The organism is Deltaproteobacteria bacterium (assembly GCA_005879535.1).
Taxonomy (GTDB): Bacteria; Myxococcota; Myxococcia; order Myxococcales; family 40CM-4-68-19; genus 40CM-4-68-19.
In genome coordinates this window covers 108,314-129,857 of the sequence record VBKI01000066.1, presented here as the reverse complement: position 1 = coordinate 129,857, position 21,544 = coordinate 108,314, and the positions used below count along the sequence as shown (strand labels likewise).

At 68.3% G+C, this 21,544-nt stretch carries 19 protein-coding genes; 15 read left to right on the top strand and 4 right to left on the bottom strand.

What is annotated here, in order from left to right; genetic code table 11:
* The first annotated feature begins 4 nt into the window (after window positions 1-4).
* A complete protein-coding gene (locus tag E6J58_13745; protein ID TMB36774.1) occupies window positions 5-721 on the top strand; it encodes a hypothetical protein in 717 nt (238 codons plus the stop codon).
* A gap of 2 nt (window positions 722-723) precedes the next feature.
* Here E6J58_13745 and E6J58_13740 read toward each other — a convergent pair whose 3' ends face one another.
* Window positions 724-1,767 (bottom strand): serine/threonine protein kinase, encoded by a 1,044-nt coding sequence (locus tag E6J58_13740; GenBank protein TMB36773.1) that lies wholly within the window; start codon window positions 1,765-1,767, stop codon window positions 724-726.
* 61 nt (window positions 1,768-1,828) lie between these two features.
* Here E6J58_13740 and uppS point away from each other — a divergent pair, with 61 nt between their 5' ends.
* From uppS to E6J58_13710, 6 genes are all read left to right on the top strand, one after another.
* A complete protein-coding gene (gene uppS / locus E6J58_13735) occupies window positions 1,829-2,590 on the top strand; it encodes a di-trans,poly-cis-decaprenylcistransferase (GenBank protein ID TMB36772.1) in 762 nt (253 codons plus the stop codon).
* Window positions 2,587-3,399: a phosphatidate cytidylyltransferase gene (locus tag E6J58_13730; GenBank protein TMB36771.1), complete on the top strand. Its 813-nt coding sequence runs from the start codon at window positions 2,587-2,589 to the stop codon at window positions 3,397-3,399. Before uppS ends, E6J58_13730 begins: the two co-directional genes overlap by 4 nt.
* Window positions 3,400-3,443: 44 nt before the next feature.
* Window positions 3,444-5,090 carry an RIP metalloprotease RseP gene (rseP, locus tag E6J58_13725; protein ID TMB36770.1) on the top strand — a complete coding sequence of 549 codons (1,647 nt, stop codon included), beginning with the start codon at window positions 3,444-3,446 and terminating at the stop codon, window positions 5,088-5,090.
* Window positions 5,087-5,644 (top strand): tRNA (adenosine(37)-N6)-threonylcarbamoyltransferase complex dimerization subunit type 1 TsaB, encoded by a 558-nt coding sequence (gene tsaB, locus E6J58_13720; GenBank protein TMB36769.1) that lies wholly within the window; start codon window positions 5,087-5,089, stop codon window positions 5,642-5,644. Before rseP ends, tsaB begins: the two co-directional genes overlap by 4 nt.
* Complete coding sequence (locus tag E6J58_13715; protein TMB36768.1) at window positions 5,641-6,687, top strand: aspartate-semialdehyde dehydrogenase; 1,047 nt, start codon at window positions 5,641-5,643, stop codon at window positions 6,685-6,687. The genes tsaB and E6J58_13715 overlap by 4 nt, the downstream gene beginning before the upstream one ends.
* A 111-nt stretch (window positions 6,688-6,798) precedes the next feature.
* Window positions 6,799-8,412 carry a fibronectin type III domain-containing protein gene (locus E6J58_13710; GenBank protein ID TMB36767.1) on the top strand — a complete coding sequence of 538 codons (1,614 nt, stop codon included), beginning with the start codon at window positions 6,799-6,801 and terminating at the stop codon, window positions 8,410-8,412.
* Here the strand turns inward: E6J58_13710 and E6J58_13705 are convergent.
* Both E6J58_13705 and E6J58_13700 read right to left on the bottom strand, forming a co-directional pair.
* Window positions 8,409-8,981 (bottom strand): ArsR family transcriptional regulator, encoded by a 573-nt coding sequence (locus E6J58_13705; GenBank protein ID TMB36766.1) that lies wholly within the window; start codon window positions 8,979-8,981, stop codon window positions 8,409-8,411. The genes E6J58_13710 and E6J58_13705 overlap by 4 nt on opposite strands.
* A 5-nt stretch (window positions 8,982-8,986) precedes the next feature.
* On the bottom strand, window positions 8,987-10,051 hold the full coding sequence (locus tag E6J58_13700) for a polyprenyl synthetase family protein (GenBank protein ID TMB36765.1): 1,065 nt from the start codon (window positions 10,049-10,051) through the stop codon (window positions 8,987-8,989).
* 126 nt (window positions 10,052-10,177) lie between these two features.
* Between E6J58_13700 and E6J58_13695 the strand changes: the two genes are divergently transcribed.
* The 6 genes from E6J58_13695 (at window position 10,178) to E6J58_13670 (ending at window position 17,235) form a co-directional block, all read left to right on the top strand.
* Window positions 10,178-12,085 (top strand): hypothetical protein, encoded by a 1,908-nt coding sequence (locus E6J58_13695; GenBank protein TMB36764.1) that lies wholly within the window; start codon window positions 10,178-10,180, stop codon window positions 12,083-12,085.
* A 48-nt stretch (window positions 12,086-12,133) separates the two neighbouring features.
* A complete protein-coding gene (locus tag E6J58_13690) occupies window positions 12,134-12,949 on the top strand; it encodes a uracil phosphoribosyltransferase (GenBank protein TMB36763.1) in 816 nt (271 codons plus the stop codon).
* Window positions 12,950-13,007: 58 nt separating this feature from the next.
* On the top strand, window positions 13,008-13,538 hold the full coding sequence (gene hpt, locus E6J58_13685) for a hypoxanthine phosphoribosyltransferase (protein ID TMB36762.1): 531 nt from the start codon (window positions 13,008-13,010) through the stop codon (window positions 13,536-13,538).
* Window positions 13,531-14,145, top strand: a complete 615-nt coding sequence (locus E6J58_13680; GenBank protein ID TMB36761.1) for a hypothetical protein — start codon at window positions 13,531-13,533, stop codon at window positions 14,143-14,145. The genes hpt and E6J58_13680 overlap by 8 nt, the downstream gene beginning before the upstream one ends.
* Window positions 14,146-14,201: 56 nt before the next feature.
* Window positions 14,202-15,914 carry a serine/threonine protein kinase gene (locus tag E6J58_13675; protein ID TMB36760.1) on the top strand — a complete coding sequence of 571 codons (1,713 nt, stop codon included), beginning with the start codon at window positions 14,202-14,204 and terminating at the stop codon, window positions 15,912-15,914.
* A gap of 76 nt (window positions 15,915-15,990) precedes the next feature.
* Window positions 15,991-17,235 (top strand): hypothetical protein, encoded by a 1,245-nt coding sequence (locus E6J58_13670; GenBank protein TMB36759.1) that lies wholly within the window; start codon window positions 15,991-15,993, stop codon window positions 17,233-17,235.
* 10 nt (window positions 17,236-17,245) lie between these two features.
* Here the strand turns inward: E6J58_13670 and dapF are convergent, their stop codons facing one another.
* Entirely contained in the window at window positions 17,246-18,010 is a 765-nt protein-coding gene (gene dapF, locus E6J58_13665) for a diaminopimelate epimerase (protein ID TMB36758.1), read from the bottom strand.
* A gap of 82 nt (window positions 18,011-18,092) precedes the next feature.
* Here dapF and E6J58_13660 point away from each other — a divergent pair, with 82 nt between their 5' ends.
* Together E6J58_13660 and E6J58_13655 are read left to right on the top strand one after the other, a co-directional pair.
* Window positions 18,093-19,778, top strand: coding sequence for a serine/threonine protein kinase (locus tag E6J58_13660; protein TMB36757.1), 1,686 nt, complete (start codon window positions 18,093-18,095; stop codon window positions 19,776-19,778).
* Window positions 19,779-19,877: 99 nt separating this feature from the next.
* Window positions 19,878-21,539, top strand: a complete 1,662-nt coding sequence (locus E6J58_13655) for a serine/threonine protein kinase (GenBank protein ID TMB36756.1) — start codon at window positions 19,878-19,880, stop codon at window positions 21,537-21,539.
* The last annotated feature ends 5 nt before the right edge of the window (window positions 21,540-21,544 follow it).

Here is a 21,544-nt window from a genome sequence, read left to right as displayed (position 1 = left end):
GGCGATGCTGGAGCGAGCGGGGCGCGTGCTGTTCCGATGGCGAAGCTTCACGCCGCTGCTGCTCGTGCTCGTCGCACTGCCGCTGCTCTGGAACCGCCGTGGACCCGCCTCACCGCTCTGGACGGTTGCGGGGCTCCTTCTTTGCGCTTGTGGGCAGGCGCTTCGCGCGTGGGTGCTCGGCCAGGTCACGGACGGTACTTCGGGACAGAACGAAAAGCTGATCGCAACGTCGCTCAACACCAAGGGCCCGTACGCGCTGACGCGGAACCCGCTTTACCTGGGGAACCTCGGAATCACACTCGGGCTCTGCGTGATCGCGCACGATCCGCTCCTCCTGGTGATCGTCGCGCTGCTGTTCGCGCTGCAGTACCGGGCGATCGTCGCCGCCGAGGAGCGCTTCCTGCTGCAGACGTTCGGCGCCGAGTACGAGGCTTGGTGCCGGCGCGTCCCCCGGTTCTGGCCGCGGTTTGCGACCCCTGCCGGGGGACCGCCGTGGGACTTCCGGCGCGCGCTGCGCAAGGAGCACAATCCCGCCGCCGCCTGGATCGCGCTCGCTCTGGTCCTGATCGCTTCCGACCGCCGGGGGCCGGTGTTTCCGTATGCCGTCGCGCTCGCCGCCGTCGCCGCCGTCTGGCTCGCGGTCAAGGCCTGGAAGCATCGCTGGCTGCGCGGCAACTTCGTCGCCGATCTGCGCAGGCGCGTGCGCGAAACCGCCAGGTGACCTCAGCCGGTCTTTTCCTCCGCCGGTCGGGGCACCATCAGCGGCTCCGAGAACCCCCACACGCCACGCCCGATGACGCGGAGGAGCAGCGCCACCTCCGCGGCGTTCTGGGGCCGCTCCTCGGAATTCTTCTGCAAGAGACGCTCCGCAAGGCGGGCCAGCGCCGCGGGCGCGCCGGGATTGATGCGCCCGATCTCCGGCGGCTCCTGGTAGATGATCGCCTCCAGGAGCTCGAACTGGTTGCGGTGCGTGAACGGCGCCCGCCCGGCGAGCAGCTCGTACAGGGTGGCACCGAGCGAATAGAGATCGCTGCGCCGATCGAGCGGCTCTCCCCGGGCCTGCTCCGGCGACATGTAACGGTAGGTCCCCACCACGTGCCCGTGGTCGGTGATCTCCGCGTCGGTCATCCTCTTCGCCAGACCGAAATCCACCAGCGTCGCGCGGCGGTCCTGCCGGACCAGGATGTTCCCCGGCTTCACGTCGCGGTGCAGCAGGCCGCGCGTGTGGATGAACGACAGCCCGTCGCACACCTGCGCCAGCGCTTCGCACAGCGCATGCAGCCGGTCGGGGTTGTTCTGCTCGATCTGCTCCTCATCGGTGAGCATCGCCTCGAGGCCGGTCTCGATCCGGAACCGGTGCGCGCGCGCAGCGGCGAGCAGCGCGCCGGAATCCGGTTCCTCGAAGAGGGCGTCGAGGTCCACGCCCTCCGGCGCATCCGCGTCGGGCTCCGGCTCGAGCAGCTTGGGCCGGCCGGCCACCACGAGCCACTCGCGCAGCGCCATTCCGTCGACGTACTCCATCGACAACCAGGGGATGCCGTCCATCTCGCCGACGTCCAACACGCGCACGATGTTGGGATGCTCGAGGTGCTTGAGCGCGTCGAACTCGCGCCGCAGCCGCCGGGTGGAAGACGGGTCGGGCGCGTGCGGTAGCATCTTCAGCGCTACGGTGACCCCGTTGCGGCAATCGACCGCGCGGTACACGGCGCCCAGGCCGCCGCGGCCGACCTGGCGTTCGATGCGGAATGGGCCGAACCAGCCGCGCACATCACTAACCTAACCCGAACGACGCGCCGCGCAGCATTCCTGCTATGGTGCCCGCGACTTCATGCCGCGTATCGAACGGGACATCGCCCAGCTCAAGGCGGAAGTCGCGCAGCGCCCGCTCCCGCGCCATGTCGGCATCATCATGGATGGAAACGGCCGTTGGGCGGAGCAGCGAGGGCTGCCCCGGCTGGAAGGACACCGCAGGGGAAGCGACTCGGTCCGGGAGGTCACGCGCGCGGCGCGGCGCCTGGGGCTGAAGGCGCTGACGCTCTACGCGTTTTCCTCGCAGAACTGGCACCGACCTCCGGCTGAGGTCGCCGGCTTGATGGACCTCTTGCGCGACTATCTGAACCGCGAACGGCCGGAGATCATGGAAAACGGCATCCGGCTGCATGCCATCGGCGAGCTGGACCGCTTGCCGCCGCGCGTGCGCGATCCCTTGGAAGAGCTGCGCCACGACAGCGCGCGACATACCGACATGACGCTCACGCTCGCGCTCAGCTACGGAGGTCGCGAGGAAATCATCGCGATGGCGCGCCGGATCGCCGCCGACCGCCTCGACCCCGGCTCCATCGACGCGAGGGCGATCGAGGACCGGCTCTGGACGGAGGGCCTGCCGCCGCTGGAGCTCGTGGTGCGTACCAGCGGAGAGTTCCGCGTCTCGAACTTCCTGCTCTGGCAGCTCGCCTACGCGGAGATCCATTTCACCGACGCGCTCTGGCCCGACTTCGGTGAGCTCGATCTGCTGCTCGCGCTGGAGGACTTCCAGAAGCGGGAACGGCGCTTCGGCAAGACCAGCGCCCAGCTCCGCACCCAGGCATGAGCGAGAAGAACCGCAACCTGATCATCCGCGTGATCACCGCGCTGGTGCTCCTGCCGGGAGTGCTCTGGTTGATCTGGCGGGGCGGTGTTCCGCTGGCCCTGTTGATTGGCGCGGCCGCCAGCGTCTGCGCCCTGGAGCTGAACCAGCTCCCACGCCGCGAGCTCACCGGCGCCGCCGTCGTCTCGATTGGCGGCGCCTTCGTCATCCCCCTGCTCCAGGAAGCGCCCGCGGCGTGGGTCACCGCTGAAACGGTCCTGTCCGCCGTGGTGATCGTCGCGTTCGCGGACGCGCTCCTCTTCGAGGTGGAGATCCCGAACGCGCCGCGTCGCGTCGCCCTTGCAGTGCTCGGTACTGCCTACGCCGGGATCCTGCTTTCGGCGTTGCTCCCGCTCCGGCGGATGCCGCGGGGAGAGTGGTGGATCGTCCTCACGCTCGTGGTCACCTGGCTGAACGACACCTTCGCCTATTTCGCCGGGCGCGCATTCGGCCGGCGCAAGCTCTACGAGCGGATCTCGCCGAGCAAGACCTGGGAGGGAGCGCTCGGCGGGGCGGCTGGCAGCATCGCCGGAGCCATCGTCGTCCGGCAGATCTGGCTGCCCTCGGTCCCGGCCTGGGGCGCGGCGCTGATCGGCGCCGGCGCCGCCATCCTCGGTCCGGTCGGCGATCTGTCGGAGTCGATGCTCAAGCGCGCCTTCGGCGCGAAGGACAGCGGGAACCTGCTGCCCGGCCATGGCGGCCTGCTCGATCGCATCGACGCGCTGCTCTTCAATGCGCCCTTTGTCCTCTTGTGTGCACGCCTCCTTACCTGACGGTGCTGGCGCGCCGCGCAATGCACATTTAGACTCGCGCTTCCATGGCTTTTGTACAGTCGGCAGGCTTCACCCTGCTCTCGTTCGCGCTGGTCATCAGCGTCGTCGTGTTCTTCCACGAGCTGGGGCACCTGCTGGTCGGCAAGGCCGTGGGGGTCAAGGCCATCCGCTTTTCCATCGGATTCGGGCCCAGGCTCTTCGGATTCACCGCCGGAGAGACCGAATATCGCGTCTCGCTCCTCCCGCTCGGCGGATACGTGAAGTTCGCCGGAGACAACCCGTACGAGGAGGTGGCGCCCCAGGATCGGGGGCGGGGCTTCCTCGAGCAGCCGCCCTGGAAGAAGGGCGTGATCGCCTTCGCGGGGCCGGCGGCGAACTTCGCGCTCGCGGTCGCCCTGTACTTCGTCGTCTTCGCGGCGCCGCACCAGGACCTCGCCGCGAAGGTGGGGTACGTCAAGCCGCAGTCTCCGGCGGCGCAGGCGGGACTGCGTTCCGGCGACCGGATCGTCCGCATCGACGGCGAGCCAGTCGAAGGCTGGAGCGCTCTGCAGGAGAAGATCCGCGCCCACGCCGGCCAGCCTCTGACCATGGAAGTGGAGCGCAATGACGCCCGCGAGACCCTGCGCATCGTTCCTGCGGTCCACGAGGAAACCAACCCGATCGAGACCGTCAAGCACGGCCGCATCGGCATTTCGGCGGTGCCGCGCGCAGCGCAGGTAACGGTAATCTCGCCGGATTTGCCTGCCGCGCGCGCCGGTCTGCACACGTTCGACAAGGTGGTGAAGCTCGACGGATCGCCGATCGCGAGCTGGGAGCAACTCCAGCAGCAGATCGCTGCGCGCGCCGACGCGGTGACGCTGGACCTGATCCGTCCGTTGCCCGTGCAGGCTCCGGGCGGAACGCTCTGGTCCGACAAGCCGATGACGGTGACTTTGCCGGCGCCGGAAAAAGCGGGTGCGTACGGCCTGGAGCCAAGCGATCTGACCCTGTTCGCCGTGCAGCCCGGAGGCGCCGCCGACGAGGCGGGACTCCGGCGCGGCGACCGCGTCCTGGCGGTCAACGGCAGGCCGGCGTTCTCCTGGGGCGACGAAGTCGACGGTGCGATCAAGGCGGCCGGCACGCAGCCCCTGCAGATCACCGTGCGACGCGACGGCAAGGAGCTCATTGCCACCGTCACTCCTCATCTGCGCAAGGATCGCGACGAGACCGGCGTGCTGCAGGACGTCCCGGACCTGGGGGCAGCCCCCGACCTGAACGCTTTTGCCGACGCGGAACGCATCTGGGTGCGGTACACGCTGCCGGATGCGGCCCGCCGCGCCGTCGGCAATACGGCGGGCTTCGTGCGCGCGCAGACGATCGGCATCGTGCGCATCGTCACCGGACACATCTCCAGCCGCGCCATCGGCGGGCCGCTGATGATCGCGGACGTCGCCCGCAAGGCCGCCGAAAACGGCTGGCGGGAGCTGATCGTGACCATGGGAGCCATCAGCGTGGTGCTCGGGCTGATGAATCTGATCCCGGTCCCGGTGCTCGACGGGTTCCACGTCCTCACCGCCTTCATCGAAGGGATCCGGCGGCGCCCGCTGTCGGTGCGCTTCCGCGAAGTCGCGAACGTGGTGGGCATCGCGCTGTTGCTCACGCTGATGCTCTACGCGTTCCGCAACGACGCGATGCGGAAGTGGTTCGAGTGAGGGTGCTCGCCCTCGATACCTCGACCCCGTTCACCTCCTGCGCGCTCCTCGAAGACGGCCGGGTCGTTCGCGAGCAGCTCATCGGTCCGCCGGCCAGGGCAGGCGACGTCCTACCAGCAGCGCTCGGAGACCTGACCCTCGTCGATGGAGTCGCCGTCGGCCTCGGACCCGGCTCTTTCACCGGCCTGCGCGTTGGCCTCGCCGCCGCGAAGACCATCGCGTACGCGCGAAGGCTGCCTATCGCCGGCGCATCGAGCCTGCAGGCCATCGCGATGGACGAGCCAGGGCTGGTCTACGCCGCAACCGAAGCGCGCAAGGGAGAGCTCTTCATCCAGCCCTACCGCGACGGGATGCCGCAGGGCGATGTGGAGGTCTGCATGGCGGCAGATGTGCGCTTGCCGGAAGGCGCCCGCCTGCTGCGGAAGCCTCCCCCGGCGGCGGCGATCGCAAGACTTTGCATACCGCGATTGCGCGCGGCGTCGTACGATGAAGGCACCTGTTTCGCCCTTGCACCGGATTACGTGCAGGGGTTTGGCGCGAGGCGGATGAAATGAGGCAGTACAAGGTGGCCATCGCGGGAGCGACCGGGGTGGTCGGCCGCGAGATGATGAAAGTGCTCGAGGAGCGCGAGTTTCCCGTGCGCGAGCTGGTCCCGCTCGCGTCCGAACGGAGCGAAGGGCAGAACCTGGAGTTCATGGGCGGTGAGGTGACCGTCCAGCGTCTCAAGCCGGACTCCTTCGCCGGGGCGGACATCGCGCTCTTCTCGCCGGGCGCCACGGTTTCGCGCGAGTTCGCTCCCCACGCCGCGCGCGCGGGAGCGGTGGTGATCGACAACTCCAGCGCGTTCCGCATGGACGCCGACTGCCCATTGGTGGTTCCCGAGGTGAACCCGCGGGACGTAGACCTGGCCCTGAAGCCGGGCGGGCGCCGGATCATCGCGAATCCCAACTGCAGCACCATCCAGCTGGTGGTGGTGCTGAAGCCCCTGCACGAAGCGGCGGGGCTGGAGAGAGTGATCGTCTCCACCTACCAGTCGGTCTCCGGCGCCGGGCAGAAGGGAATCGACGAGCTGGAGAAGCAGGCGCGCGCGCTCTTCAACCTGGAGGCGACGGCGAACGAGAAGTTTCCCCATCGCATCGCCTTCAACCTGCTGCCGGAGATCGGGAAGGACAGCGGCAACGGGTACACCGACGAGGAGATGAAGCTGGTGAACGAGAGCCGGAAGATCCTCGGCTTGCCGGGGCTTGCGGTCTCCGCCACCTGCGTGCGCGTGCCCGTCTTCTATTGTCACTCCGAGGCGGCGCATCTCTTCTTCAAGCGGCCGCTCGCCCCGGACCAGGCGCGGGAGATCCTGCGCAAGGCAGCCGGCGTGAAAGTAGTCGACGAGCTGAAGGAGCACGTGTACCCGATGCCGCTGCTCGGCGCGGGCAACGACGACACGCTGGTCGGCCGGATTCGCAGCGATCTGTCCGCTCCGAACGGCCTCGCGCTGTTCGTCGTGAGCGACAACCTGCGCAAGGGCGCGGCGACGAACGCCGTTCAGATCGCCGAGCTGCTCGCACGCGACTACGCTGACAAGCTGTCCGCTCGCGCTTAGGGCGCTACTGACAAATTGTCAGAACTCAGCAACGGTCCTGGCAAAAGCACAGCGGCTTACCGGCCTTCGGCGGGAGCCGCTGGCCCCTTCCTTGCTATGACCGGACGCCAGATGCGCCTGGCCCCCGCTTTCGCACTCGCGCTCGCGCCGTTCGCGGCAGGCGCCGTGTCGCTGCTGGTCAACAACTCGACCGCCGGCGTACTCGTGGGCTCGAGCAACTGCAAGACGCTGCAACTGGTCGCGAACTGGGACCTCGGCACCACGCCCTCCACGGGAGAGTCGGTCCTGCTGTTGGGCGCGCGCGATCCGGCCAGTTGCACCACCAATCCTCCTTCCCCGTCCGCGCAGCTCACGCGCTCGGAAACATTGGCGCAGACCGGGGCCGACACGGTCAGTGCGAACCAGATGGCCTTCACCGATGCAGGGACCGTCGGATGCGACGATCCGGCGATCGCCGACGCCGGCTCCGCAAACCCGGTGACCAACGTCCTCTGCGTGCAGTATCGCGCGCTGGGCGGGCTCTCCAGTGCCTCGGTGAACGTGAGCTACGCGCTGGCGAAGCCCACGCCGCCGCAGGATCTCTCGTTCACGCCCGGCGACCGGCACTTCCGGGTGTACTGGTCTGCGGGCAACGCCGCGGAGGCGATCGCCACCTACGACGTTCACGTCGTGCCCGCGGGTACGACCAGCAGTGGCGGAAGCGCCAATACCGTCTCCGCGAAGACCAACGCCGACATCGAACATACCGACGACGGCACCGCCCTGCAGAACGACGCGGGCTACACGGTCACGGTCGTCGCGCACGACACGTACGGAAACGTCTCCGACCCGTCCGGCTCCATCACCGCAACCCCGGTTCCCTCCTCGGACTTCTACGAGCATTACCGCGAGGAAGGCGGCAGCGCGCTCGGCGGACACGGATGCACGACCGGCGGCGCCTCGGCCTGGATCGCAGGCGGCGCTTTGGTGATGGCCTTGCTGCTGCGGCGCCGCCGCAAGGCCCGCAACGGTGCTGCGGTGATCGCTCTCTTCGCGCTGATCGCTCCTTCGGCGCGCGCGGAGGATCCGCCGTCGCGGCGTTTCCTCATCGGCTTCAAGATGGATCGCTACGATCCCAAGGTGGATTCCGAGCCGGGGCTCACGGGAACCCCGTACCACGACGTGTTCGGCCCGCGCGCCCCGCCCAGATACCAGCTCGAGTTCGATTGGGAGATCGCGCATCCGTTCGGTTCGCTGTTGATCGGCGCTACCGCCGGCTTCTGGCAGAACTACGGCAAGGCCATCCTCGTCAGCTCCACGCCGGGAGCGGCCCAGCAGTCACAGGACACGGCGACGCTGAACGTGTTTCCGTTTGGTCTCATCGCGACCTACCGCTTCGACTGGCTGGCGGATCGATGGGAGCGCTTTCCCTTCATTCCTTATGCGCAGCTCGGGCTGATGCGGGCGCTCTGGGTCTCGTACGACGGCAGGGGCGACGTCTCGAAGCCGCCTCAGGGCGGGCATGGCTCGGGTTGGAGCTACGGCTACACGACCGCTCTCGGAGTGGCGGTGAACCTGAACGCCCTGGATCTCGATCTGGCGCGCGAGGCGTATCTCGATACGGGGATCCAGCGGACGGCCTTGTTCGCCGAGTACGGCTGGACGCATCTGAACAACTTCAACAGACGCGGCGGGCTGATCCTCAGCGACCACGCCTGGCGGTTCGGGGTATCGGTCGAGTTCTAACGCCGCGGCCGCGGAAACCGCATCAGCGGGCCGAGATCGACGCGCCCTTGTTGCACAATGGCGACCAGCAGCGCCCGCCCCACGCGCGCGAGGTCGACCAGCTTTCCCAGCCGCTCCGCGATGTCCTCGAGGCGTGAACGCTCGCCCGGCACCGCCAGCGACCGCAGCTTCTCGCGGACGCGCTCGAAGACCTCCAGCGCGCGCTCGATCTGCACCAGCTCGCGCTCGCGCAGCACCCGCGAGATCATCTTCCAGATGTCGGTCTCCGCCTCGAAGTACTCGCGCCGGTCGCCCGCCTTGCGGATCCTGCGGATCACCGCCCAGTGCTCCAGCTCCGAGAGCGCCATCGAGGCCGCCCCCGAGGAAATGGAGAGCTGCTCGCACAGGTCGGAGGCGGAGAGCGCGTCTCCGCGCAGGTAGAGCAGGGCCCACACCCGTCCCATCACCCGCTTGAAGCCCCAGAACTCCATCAGTGCGCCGACCGCGTCCGCCACTTCGTGCAGCAAGCGGCGCTCCTGCTCCTTGGGCCCCATCTCGGCGTCCAGGGACGATGTCGGGGCGGGCGTCATCGGCGTCAGTGACTTCTCGAGAGAAGGGCCCGGGCGACCTGGGCGAGGAGCTCCCGGGTCGGGCTGTGGGGGACGCGCTCCAGCGCGGCGAGCGCGGCGTCGCGCTCCTTCTCGGCGATCCGGCGCGCAGCGCCCAGCGCTCCCGTTCGGGACAGACGGCCGGCGAAGGCGCGGACGCGGGCCCGGACCTCGTCTTCGGTGGTCTCCGGCGGGCCCTTCAGGAGCTCTGCCAGCTCCTCGCGAAGCGGAGGGAGCCGCTTGAGCGCGATGGCCAGCGGTAGCGAAGGCTTTCCCTCGGTCACGTCGGCGAGCACGGCCTTGCCGAGGGTTGCCGCGTCGGATTCGAAGTCGAGCAGGTCGTCGGCGATCTGGAAGGCAGAACCGGACCGCATTCCGAAATCGCGCAGCGCCGCGACGACGGCCACTGGCGCGCGGGCCGCCAGGGCGCCTGCCTCGCCGCAGAAGGCGAACAGCGAGCCGGTCTTGAGGTGCGCGATCTGCAGCGCATCGTCGGAAGTGAAGTCCGTCTTCCCCCGCAGGGCGATCTGCCGCGCTTCCCCCTCGACCAGCTGGCGCAGCGTGCGCACCAGCGCCTCGAGCGCGCCCGGGGAGTCGGCCCGCAGCGCGAGCTCCAGCGACGCGGCCAGCAGCCAGTCTCCCGCGATCACCGAGACGCCGTTTCCGTACGCCACGCGCGGCGCAGGCAGTCCGCGCCGCGTCAGCCCGTCGTCGATCACGTCGTCGTGCAGCAGCGTCGCCGAGTGGACCATCTCCGCGACGAGGGCGAGCGGGACGCGCCCGCGCGCGCGCCGTCCTGGCATCGCGGCCCGCGCCGACAGCAGCACGAGCAGCGGCCTCACCCGCTTTCCTCCGGCGCGGACCAGGTCGGCGGCGGCGCCGGCGAGCTCGCGAGGCGCACGCCGCGCGGCGGTGAGCAGCAGGCGCTCGAGCCGGGGAATCCCCTCTGCGGACTGGGCGAGGGGCAGGAGCTGTGCAGCGGACGGGCGCGCCAGCGGGCTTGCCGCCGCCTCGTGAAGCTCCGCCAGACCTCCTGACGACACCGCCGTCATTGTCCGACCTTCTGTCGATGAACTTTCAAAACTTTCTGAAAGCTCTAACGGTCCGCCAGCCCCCTGTCAACCGCGACGACGGTCGTCCGCGTCCGCAGCAAGGGCGGTGTGATACACCCGCCGCGCATGCGGACTCGCCTGCTCCTCTGCCTGCTCATCCTGCTGTCCTGCGTGAAGCGGATCTCTCCCGATCCCGGAGATGCCCGGACGACGTACACCGGCGTTCCGCTCCGCTTCGGCGAGTCGCAACAGGTGCCGGAAGGAACCGAGATCCTCTGGGACTTCGGCGACGGGACCGCGCAGGGGCAGGGCGCGTCCGTCGTCCACGCATTCCCGCGCGCAGGCGTCTACACCGTCGTCGAGACCATTCGCGACAAGGACGGCCAGATGCGCACGGCGCGGACGCACGTCACCGCGCTGGAGCGAACCGTGGCCATGGCGGTGCCGGGGGACGCGCGCGCCGCGCTGCTGATCCCCGCGCCGTGGGCGCGATTGGTCATCCACCGCGAGGTCGCCGCCAAGCTGTCGTTGGGAGCGTCGCTCGACGAGCTCGCGCGGTCGCTCGGCGCTGGCGCGGGATTCGACGTGCTCGACCCGCGCGCCGCGGAAGCAAACGGATTCGACCCGCAGAAAGGCATCGCGTTCTTCACCGTTCCGCAGGACCCCGAGGCGCTGGTGTTCGCGATCGGCAGCTCCGACGAGAAGAAGTCGCTGGCTGCAGCGCGGCAGCTTCTCGGTTCCGCCCGGACCCTGGGACGCTACGGGGGCGGCCCCTTCCAGCTGGGGGACGCGACGCTGCCGGATGGGACTCCCATTCTGGTGGGTCGCAATGCCACCGGCGAGACGGTCGCGCTCCTGCAACGCCAAGGATATCTCTACCTGCGCCTTGCTGGCGCGACCGATCCGGCCCGCGCGCTGGCCAGCGCCGCGGCGATTCCTCCGGGCAAGGGCCTCGCCGCCGATCCCGGATTTCTCACCGCGGTCCGGCACGTCGGGTCGGGCGATGCCGTGTTCTATTCGCGGGAAGGCGATCGCGGCGCGGCCGGCAGCGGCCGCCTTTCTGGCGAGCTGGGCGCGTCCGCGTTCACCATCCTGGAAAAACCGGAGAACCGCGAGCTGGTCCAGGTGAGGATGTTCGCGCAGCTCAAGAACCTCGCCGGCGACCAGCTCGTCGCCGCTTTCAAACCGCTGGTCCGGCCTCCGGACCTCGCCTCCCGGCTGCCGGGCGACGCGGCTGCGTATCTGCGCATCTCGGCGGCGCCGGAGGCAGTCTGGCGGGAGCTGACGCGCACTGCCGGAGCGGACGCGGCGCGTCTCCGCGACCGCGTGCAGGAGACGACCGGACTGGATCTGGAGAAGGACCTCATTCCGTCGTTCGCGGGAAACATCGGCATCGGCGTCTATCTCGACGCCAGCTCGCTCATCGAAGCCGTGCTGGGCGAGCAGGTGGGGTCGTTCGATCGTTCGGCGTTCGTCGTCACCGCGCAGCTCTCCAATCCCCAGACGGTCCGCGCCGCGCTGGACCGGGCGATGCGCGCGCGTCCCGCCGTCGACCGCGCGCAGCTCAACGGCGCCTCCTGGTTCCGCCTCGGCGACGGAGCCCAGGCAGCCGTCCGCGAAGACGTGCTCTTTCTCGCGATTGGCGGCACCCCTCCGCCTGCGAGCGAAGCGCCCGGGGCGCGGCGGCGGAACAAGCAGCAGGTGAAACCGGCGAGCGCGGCGGACCTCGGCGTGCTGGGACGCGTCCTGCAGCTGCAGGGTCAGTCGCTCGCACAGCACCTCAAGCGGATCGGCATCGCCGGGTTCGACGTTCCCGGACAGCAGAACGTCTGGGTGGACGTGGCGGGAATCGTCCGCTCCGTCGAGCGCGCCGCGGGCGCCCATGGCGGCGTCGCAGGCCAGGCAGCACGGCTGTTCGCGGACCGGGCTGCCGATCTCCGCGACGCGCTGTTCGAAGCGCGGCCGGGCAAGGAAGGCGTTGACGCCGACCTCTGGATCCGCTTCCTTCCCGCCCGGAAAAGCGCCGGAAAGTGAGCGGGCGTCCGCCGCCGTCCGAAGCGGGTCCGGCTGCGAGGTAACCGCATGCGCGACCACGCCTACGATCACATCCCCTACCGGGCCCCGCAGCTGGAGCATCGCTACGGCGCCAACGTGCACATCCTCGCGGACCCGCTCGCCCTCACGCAGCTGGCGAAGCTGTGTGCGAAGGGCACGTACCAGCCGGAGATCAACACGCTCGTGGCCGTGCTCTACCGCGATCTGTTGCGGGTGATCGTCAACGCCGAATTTCCCCGGCGCCCGACCGCGACGGCGACGCGGATGATCGACTCCACGCCGAACGCCGTCTTCCACGGGGAGACCGTCGATCCCGAGGTCCGCGCGGTGACGGTGAACATCGCCCGCGCGGGCACGCTGCCTTCGCAGATCACGTACGATTTCCTCAACACGCTGCTGGATCCGCGCGTGGTACGCCAGGACCACTTCGTGATGGCCCGGGTCCTCGACGACGCGTCGCACGTAACCGGCGCGCGCATCTTCGGCAGCAAGATCGGCGGAGACGTCGACGACGCCATCCTGCTCTTTCCCGACCCGATGGGCGCGACCGGCGGCAGCATGTGCACCGCCATCGACGCCTACAAGCGCGACGTGATCGGCAAGCCGCGCAAGATCATCGCCGCGAACCTGATCGTCACGCCCGAGTACTTGAAGAACGTCATCACGAGGCACGCCGAGGCCATCGTCTACGCGCTCAGGCTCGACCGCGGCCTCTCGCCGGAGGACGTGTTCGATACGGTTCCGGGAACGCACTGGGACCGCGAGCGGGGGCTCGACGACAAGCAGTACATCGTTCCGGGCGGGGGCGGCTTCGGCGAGATCATGAACAACGCCTGGGTGTAATGGCTTCAGATCGACCGCCAGGCACCCCAAGGTTTTGTTTGTCGGGAAGGAGAATCGCTTGAGACTTTCTGCAGACCTCGAACCGCTCTTTTCGGCGGAGAAGATCGCGAAACGCGTCAAGGAGCTAGGGGAGCAGATCGAGCGGGACTACCAGGAAAAGGACCTGGTCCTCCTGGGCGTTTTGAAGGGGTCGTACATCTTCATGTCGGATCTCGGCCGCGCCGTCGATCTGCCGGTCAGTATCGACTTCATCGGCCTCTCCAGTTATGGGGAAGCGACCGAGTCCTCCGGCGTGGTGAAGATCACGAGCGATCTGACCAGGCCCATCGAACGCAAGCATGTGCTGATCGTCGAGGACATCGTCGACACCGGCTTGACCATGCGCTACCTGCTCGACAACCTCGCCACCCGCCGCCCCGCCTCGGTGAAGCTCTGCACGCTCCTGCACAAGCCGTCCCGGGCCCGGACCCGGATCCCCATCGACTATCTCGGTTTCGAGATCGAGGACCGCTTCGTGGTCGGCTACGGTCTGGATGCAGCGGACAAGTACCGCAACGTCCCCTTCATCGGCGTGCTCCGTCATGGCTGAGCAGGTGGCGGCCCGCAGAGGAAGCACGCTGCAGCGCCTCGTCCTCTGGCTCATCATCCTGGCCCTGCTCGTCGCCGTGGGATGGCTCGCGTCCGAACGCAACCAGCACCACTTCCGCGTCGCCGCGCAGGGAAGCTTGCTGGTGATCGAGCGCGGCAGGTTCTTCCCCATCGGGACCTCGCCGATTCCGCCGACGGACAAGGCCTACGGCCCCATTCCCATCCCCGCGGGGGAGAAGCCTCCGATGGAAACCGAGTTCGACGATCAGAACGCGCTCGATCGGTGGTTGTTCGACCTCCTCGGCAACTGGGCCAAGAACGCGGGCAAGAAGGGCGATGGGCGCAATGCGGCAGCGCTCGTCGACCGTGCAAGCGCGCTTCCGGGGCTGACCGGCGCGCAGGTCGCGGAGCTCGGCGTGCTGCGGGCGGACCTCGCCTGGGACGACGCGCAGACCGACATCGCGACGGCGGCGCAGCTCGTCGAAGGCGCGCGCCGGAAGCTCGAAGCGGTGAAGCAGGGAAATGGCGCACATGCCCCCGACGCGTCCACCTTGTCCGGCAAGCTGGAGGGCGTGCAGAACACGCTCCGCGACCTCAGTAAAAGGTGATTGTACAGGTGAATTCTGGGAGCACTCCGGGGCGTGCTGTAGCATCGCCCTGCGGGATGACGGCGCCCATCGGCAAGTACAAGCTCGTCCGGCTGATCGCCTCCGGCGGAATGGCCGAGGTGTACCTCGCGCGGCAAGCCGGCGCGGCGGGCTTCGAGAAGCTGGTATGCCTGAAGCGGATCCTGCCGCACCTGGCGCGCGACCGCCAGTTCGTCGAGATGTTCCTCAACGAAGCCCGGCTGGCGGCCCGGCTCGATCACCCGAACATCGTCAGCATCTTCGATCTCGGCGAGGCGAACGGAAACTACTTCATCGCCATGGAGTTCATCGACGGGCCCTCGCTGCGCGCGGTGGCGAAGCGTGCCCACGAGCGCGGCGAGCGGCTGCCCATCGCCGAGGTGGTGAAGATCGTCTCCATGGCCGCAGGCGGCCTGCACTACGCGCACGATCTCGCGGGGCCCGACGGCAAGCCGCTCGGTCTCGTCCACCGCGACATCTCTCCGGACAACATCCTCGTCCATCGCAACGGCATGGCGAAGGTGGTCGACTTCGGCATCGCCAAGGCGGCGAACTCGAGCGGGATGACGCGCACGGGGACCCTGAAAGGCAAGGTCGCGTACATGCCGCCCGAGCAGCTCCGCGGCGATGCCCTGGATCGCCGCGCCGACGTCTTCGCGCTCGGCGTCGTGCTCTACGAGATGCTCGGCGGGAAGCGTCCCTGGGAAGGCGACAGCGAGGTGTCGCTCATCGGTCGCATGATGACGGAAGATCCACAGCCACTCTCCGTCCCGCGGCCGGAGGCGCCCGCGGGTCTCGTGGCCGTGCTCGAGCGGGCGCTGGCCAAGGATCGCGATGCGCGATACGCGAGCTGCCACGATCTGCAGGCCGATCTCGACGCGCTGCTCGTCTCTCTCGGGCAGGCGATCACGCCGGCGCGCATCTCGGATTTTGCCAAGGCGTATGCCGAGCCGGTGCAGCCGCCCGACGAGAGCACCGGCGCGGCGATGCAGGCGCTGGAAGCGGAGATGAACGGCACTGGCGCGGTCCGCGCCGTCCCCGCGCGCCGTCCGCAGCTGCGGGAAGCGCGAACCGTGGTGCTTCCGAGGCCGCCGCCGCCGCCGCCGCGGGACCGGCGGGGTATGGCGTACGGGATCGCCGCATTTCTCTGCATCGCCGCCCTGGGGGGCGCCGCGGGGTATGCATTTCTGCAGCGCCGCGGGGCGTTTGCCGCGGATATCGTGCCAATCGAGCGCGCGTCGGTAGCACCGCGGCCGGCGGAGCCGGTCGCGGAACCAGCGACTCCGCAGCTCCAGGCGACGGAGCCTCCTCCGAGCCCGACACCGCCTGTCACGGACGCCGGTGCGGCGCCAGACGCGCCGCCAGTGATGGCGCAGGCTACGCCCTCCGTGGCGCGCGCTGCGGTCCCTGCTGCGCCGGTTCCACCTGCGGTCCCGGTACCTCCTGCCCCGGAATCGCGGCAGGCTGTAGCCGCGAAACCCAAGCGCTCCATTCCGCAAGCTACTTCGCAGCCCCCGGTGCAACCGATCATTACCGCCAAGGGCGAATTGGTGCTCCTGATCCGCCCTTGGGCAAGGGTCGAGGTGGATGGCCAGGAGATCGGCGTCACCCCCCTGAACGAACCGCTGATGCTGGCGGCCGGCGAGCACACGGTCCGGCTGGTCAATCCGGATCTGGGGAAGGACATCACGCGCACCGTCCGGATCACCGCGTCAGGCCGCGAAGTGCTCAAGGAACTCCTCGACGAATAGCGGCCGGGGAGTTGACAAGAGCATACAAAAAAGTCTTACCTCTCCTCCGAAGCGCTCACCCGACAGAGGGGGATGGATGCGTAAGAGCCTGAGCCTGCTTCCCGGAGTGCTGCTGTTTCTCGTGTCTGCGGCGTCCTGGGCGGTGGCGGTTCCGCTACCCACCAAGGATGTGACGCTGAACATCCAGGCGTTCATCCAGCCGCAATTCCAGCTCAACGAGAACGGAGCGCCAAGCGGAACCGACAACGCCTACGACTTCTACGTCCGCCGGACACGAATCCAGGCGAACGGGGACGTGGGCACAAACTGGTCGTATTACTTCCAGGTCGACAACGCGAACTTCGGCAAGTTCGCTAACTTCACCAGCCGCATGATCGTGCAGGACGCGTGGGTCTCCTGGGGACCTGGTGGAACCAAGGGCGACAACGTCCTGCTGGTCGAGGGCGGACTGATCTTCTACCCGAACTCCCGCTTCACCATCACCACCAGCGCCAACCAGGCCAACGTCGACGGGCATCCTGACATGCTCCGCGGATTCACGGCAGCGAACTTCCCCGGAACGCGCAGCACGGGACTCCAAGTTCGTGGGTGGGGACTGGACAAGAAGCTCGGCTTCCGCGGCGGCATCTACGAGGGCGTTCAGCCGACCGCCGCAGCCACCGGACCCAACTCGAAGCACTACCCGGCGTTCGGCGGTTTCGTGAATTTCGACATCATCGGAAGCGAAGAGGGCAGCTACCTGTACCAGAGCATATACTTCGCCAAGGACCCGATCCTCAGCATCTCGCTCGCCGGCACGTACCAGGCGGACGCGTTGCGAACGCTCAAGGGCCTCACCAACCAGAGGTCGGTCACCAGCACGCTATTCTTCGACTTCCCCTTGTCTGAGCAGCTGGAGTTCGTCGCAATTCTCGGCGGGTACCTGTACGGCAACGGCACCGGTTCGCGCGATACCGGCAAGGGCTTGTCGCTCGACGTCGGGTATCGTGTCTCGTTCGTGCGCCCGTACGTGTCCTTCGAGTATTTCCAGGGAGACGATTGCACGCCGGGCGCCGATGTCACGGCGGCGCAATGCGCTCAGGCGCACACGGGCGATAGCCGCAACACGCGGTTCGGCCTCGACTTCTATATCAACAAGAGCCAGAACCACGTCCTGGCGGAGTTCGCGCTGAACCGTGGCCAGTCGTCTTTCGGAGCGCAGAGCATCAACGCGGGGAACGCCGGTTATGCGCCGTTCGTGCCCGCCGGCCAGCAGCCGTTGACCAGCCTTGGGCGCTCGGCGAGCAAGTCGCTGACGCTGAGCTGGAACTGTTACTTCTAGAATCGTCGCTTCAGGGGAGCTCGCCGAGGAACGCCAGCTCGGCGGGCCCCCGCATCGTGACGCGGTCCTGAGTATCGACGCGGATTGTCAACGCGCCTCCAGGCAATTCCACCACGACGTCGCGGTCGCGCCGCGCTTCTCCGCGCGCGACGGCCGCCGCTGCGACCGCGCACGCTCCGGTGCCGCACGCCTGGGTCAGCCCGGCACCGCGCTCCCAGACGAACGCCGCGTACCGGTCAGGGCCGATCCGCTCGACGAACTCGATGTTGGCGTTTTCCACGCCGCAGAGCCCGGGTCCGGCTTCCGCCGCGAGTCGAGAGGCGCCGCCGTCGACGAAGATCACGCGGTGCGGATTGCCCATCGAGACGGGCACCGCTTCCCAGCGTGCCACGGGTCGCGGCGGTTCGAGCTGCGCGGTTCCCATGTCGACCTCGACCAGACCGCGCCTGGGCTCGGTGGCGTCGACCTTGCACGGCCTCGGCCCCGCGTCGGTGAGCAGCTCCACGCGCGCCGACGCCGGCTGCGTGCACCCGTCGGTGGCGATCCAGAGTGCGGCACAGCGTGCGCCGTTTCCACACATTTCGGGGACGGAGCCGTCCGCGTTCTGCACCAGCATCCGCGCGCCAGGCAGCAGCGTGAGCACTCCGTCTCCGCCGACGCCGCGATGACGGTCGCACAGCTCGAGGGCGCGCCGGGCGGGAAGAGGATCGCCTCCCGCGCGCAGGTCGAGCAGCAGGAAGTCGTTGCCGAGGCCGTGGAGCTTGGCGAACCGCATCGGAAACAAGTCTAACCGGAAGGCCGCGCGCACGGCGCGAAGCTTGACACTACCGTCCCGGAAAGATTCAACTCGCGATGCCGTGTCGCGGACTTGCCCCGACTGTCAAAACACCTACGACGACGACGTTCTCCACTGCCCCGAGGATGGCCGCGGGCTCTCGGACATCCCCACCGTCGACGATCTGCTCGGTCGCAGCATCGGCAGCTACCGCGTGGAGAGGTTGCTCGGCAAGGGCGGGATGGGATCCGTCTACATGGGCGTCCACCCGGGCATCGGCTCGCGGGTAGCGATCAAGTTCCTGCATCCCCAGTTCTCGCACGACGACAAGATCGTCGACCGCTTCTTCAACGAGGCGCGGGCGGTCAACGTCATCGGCCACGACAACATCCTCAAGATCCTCGACCTGAACGTCACCGAGGACCACCGGCACTACTTCGTGATGGAGTTCCTGCACGGTCGCCCGCTGCAGGCGCTCCTCAAGCACAACGTCGCGGTTCCGCTCGACGTGTCCGGGCCCATCCTGCTTCAGATGTGCGACGCGCTGGAGGCGGCGCACAAGCGCGGCATCGTCCACCGCGACCTGAAACCGGACAACGTCTACCTGATCACGATGAAGGGGAAGAAGAACTTCGTGAAGGTGGTGGACTTCGGCATCGCGCGCATGACCGACGACGCGGGCATCTCCACCGGCAAGACCCAGACCGGCATGGTGATGGGCACGCCGGCGTACATGAGCCCCGAGCAGGGCTCCGGCGCGAGCAACAAGATCGACGGGCGGAGCGACATCTACTCGCTCGGCGTGATGATGTTCCAGCTCGCCACCGGCCGCCTGCCGTTTCCGGGCTCGAACTTCGGCGAAGTGCTGATCGGGCACATTCAAGTTCCGCCTCCGCACCCGCGATCGCTCAACGCGCAGATTCCGGAGCCCTACGAAGCGATCGTCCTCAAGTGCCTCCAGAAGAAGCAGGAGGATCGCTACGCCTCGATGAAGGAGCTGAAGCACGCCATCGAGACGTGCATGGACCAGCTCAAGATCTCCAAAGACCTGCCGCACGCCGACGACACGGACCAGGAGCTTCATCCAGTCGATGCCCGGCCACCTTCGTTCCCCGGCGCACGCACTCCCGGCCGCCCGACGGGTCCAATTTCGAAGAACCGCATCTCGAACCCCAACGCGCGCGCAGCCACCTCGCGCCCCACGGGACGGCCCGCGGGCGGCGCGATGTCCCGCGCGTCGCAGCCGCCCACCAGGATCACGCCGCCGCCGACGCGGGAGCGCGGGCGCACGGCGCTGTACGCAGGCATCGGCGCTCTGGCGTTGGCGGCCGTCGCGGTCGCCGCCTTCGTGGTGCTCCGGCCCGCGCCCGATCCCCGGCCGGCGCCAACCGTGCGCGCCACCGAGATCGTCCGCCAGCCGGAGACGCCGGTCTTCCTCTCCGTCGTTTCGGAGCCGCTCGACGCCGACGTGGTGGCGACCTGGAAAGGCGGCGGCGAGAAGCGCGGCGCCGCGCCGCTCAGCCTGGAGGTTCCGCGCAACGCGAAGATCCATTTCGAGTTCCGCAAGGCCGGCTACTTCGATTACGCGATGGACGTGATCGCCGACCAGCCGCAGACCGTGCAGGCGGTTCTGAAGGCGGTGCCGAAGGCGCCGATCGCCGCGGAGACGCCCGAAAGGGAAAGGAAGACCCCGGAAAAGAAGCACCGCAAGGAGCGCACGCCCAAGGCCCCGGACGGGGTCGTGGACGTCCTCGGCGACCTCAAGTGATCGCCCGTACGCCCTCATTCCGGCTGGGCTTTTGAGCGCTTGACAGCACCCTTGGCGCGAGCGTCAACTGTAGGCGCGAGCCTCCGTGCGGAGAACGCCTTGTCCCGGACCTGTCCCGAGTGCCAGACCCAGTACGAGGACGAGATCCTCCACTGCCCCGAGGACGGCCTCGATCTCTCCGTCGTCGAGCCCGACGACGAGTTGCTGGGACGGAACGTCGGCAGCTACCGGGTTTCGAGGCTCCTCGGCAAGGGCGGGATGGGCGCCGTGTACATGGCCGAGCACCCGGTGATCGGGTCGCGCGTCGCCATCAAGTTCCTGCACCAGCAGTACGCCACCGACAAGAAGATCGTCGACCGCTTCTTCAACGAAGCGCGCGCCGTCAACGTCATCGGCCACGACAACATCCTCAAGATCCTCGACCTCAACGTCACCGACGACAACCGCCACTACTTCATCATGGAGTTCCTGCACGGGAAGCCGCTTCAGGATCTGGTGCTTCCCGACGGACCCATGCTGCTGGAGGTCGCGGGCCCCATCCTCATCCAGATCTGCGAGGCCCTGCAGGCGGCGCACGACAGCAAGATCATCCACCGCGACCTCAAGCCGGACAACGTCTACCTGACGGTCCACAAGGGGAAGAAGAACTTCGTCAAGGTCGTGGACTTCGGCATCGCCCGCGTCACCGACGACGCAGGCGTATCCACCGGCAAGACGCAGACGGGCATGGTCATGGGCACGCCCGCGTACATGTCGCCTGAGCAGGCCGGCGGCATGACGGCGCGCATCGACGCCCGCAGCGACATCTACAGCCTGGGCTGCATGATGTACCAGATGGCCACCGGCCGGTTGCCGTTTCCGGGCACGAGCTTCGGCGAGGTGCTGATCGGTCACCTGCAGCTGACGCCGCCGGCGCCGCGGACGCTGGCCCCGGAGATCCCCCAGGCGTACGAGGCCGTGATCGTCAAGTGCCTGCAGAAGAAGCAGGAGGACCGCTACCAGAGCATGCGCGAGGCGCATGACGCCATCGCGCAGGTGATGGACCAGCTGGGGATCTCGCGCGACCTGCCGATCGCCAGCGCCGACGAGCTGGCCGCGGCCGCCACGGGCACCCGCACCCGGACCAACCCCGAAGGCATCTCGAAGACACCCGTTCGAACGGCATTGCCGCGCAAGAGTCCCGCGACGCCGGCGCGGCCCGGGATGACGGTCGCGACGCCGCCGCCTCCTCCGCCAGCGAAGTCCAAGGCGGGGCAGTACGTCGTCGTCAGCGCCGTCGCGCTCGTCCTCGTCGGCGGAATCGTCGCGCTCGTGCTTCAACAGGCCCGCGAGAACCGCGAGGCAGCGGTGCGTGCGGCGCAGCTCGCGGCGCAGCGGATCGCGGAGCAGGCGCGCGAGGCAGCCGTGCGCGCGGAGGACGAGCAGCGCCGGCTCGAGAGCGAGAAGGTGCAGCTCTCGGTCGTCTCCGAGCCGGTCGGCGCGATCGTCGAGGCGACGTGGAAGGACGGCGTCAAGGCGGCGGTGACGCCATTCGATCTCGCGGTGCCGAAGAACGCGAGCGTGCATTTCGCATTTTCGAAGAAGGACTTCGTGGCCTGGGCCACCGACGTGGTCGCCGACGCGCCCAAAGTGGTGCGCGCGTCGCTCCTGGCGGAACCGAAGCCGGTGCCGCCGGTGCCTGCGATCAGGGCTGCGGACCGGTCGAACAAGAAGGCGCGGGCGTCATCGGAGAAAGACGACACCATCCCGGTGGAGTTTTGAGGGGG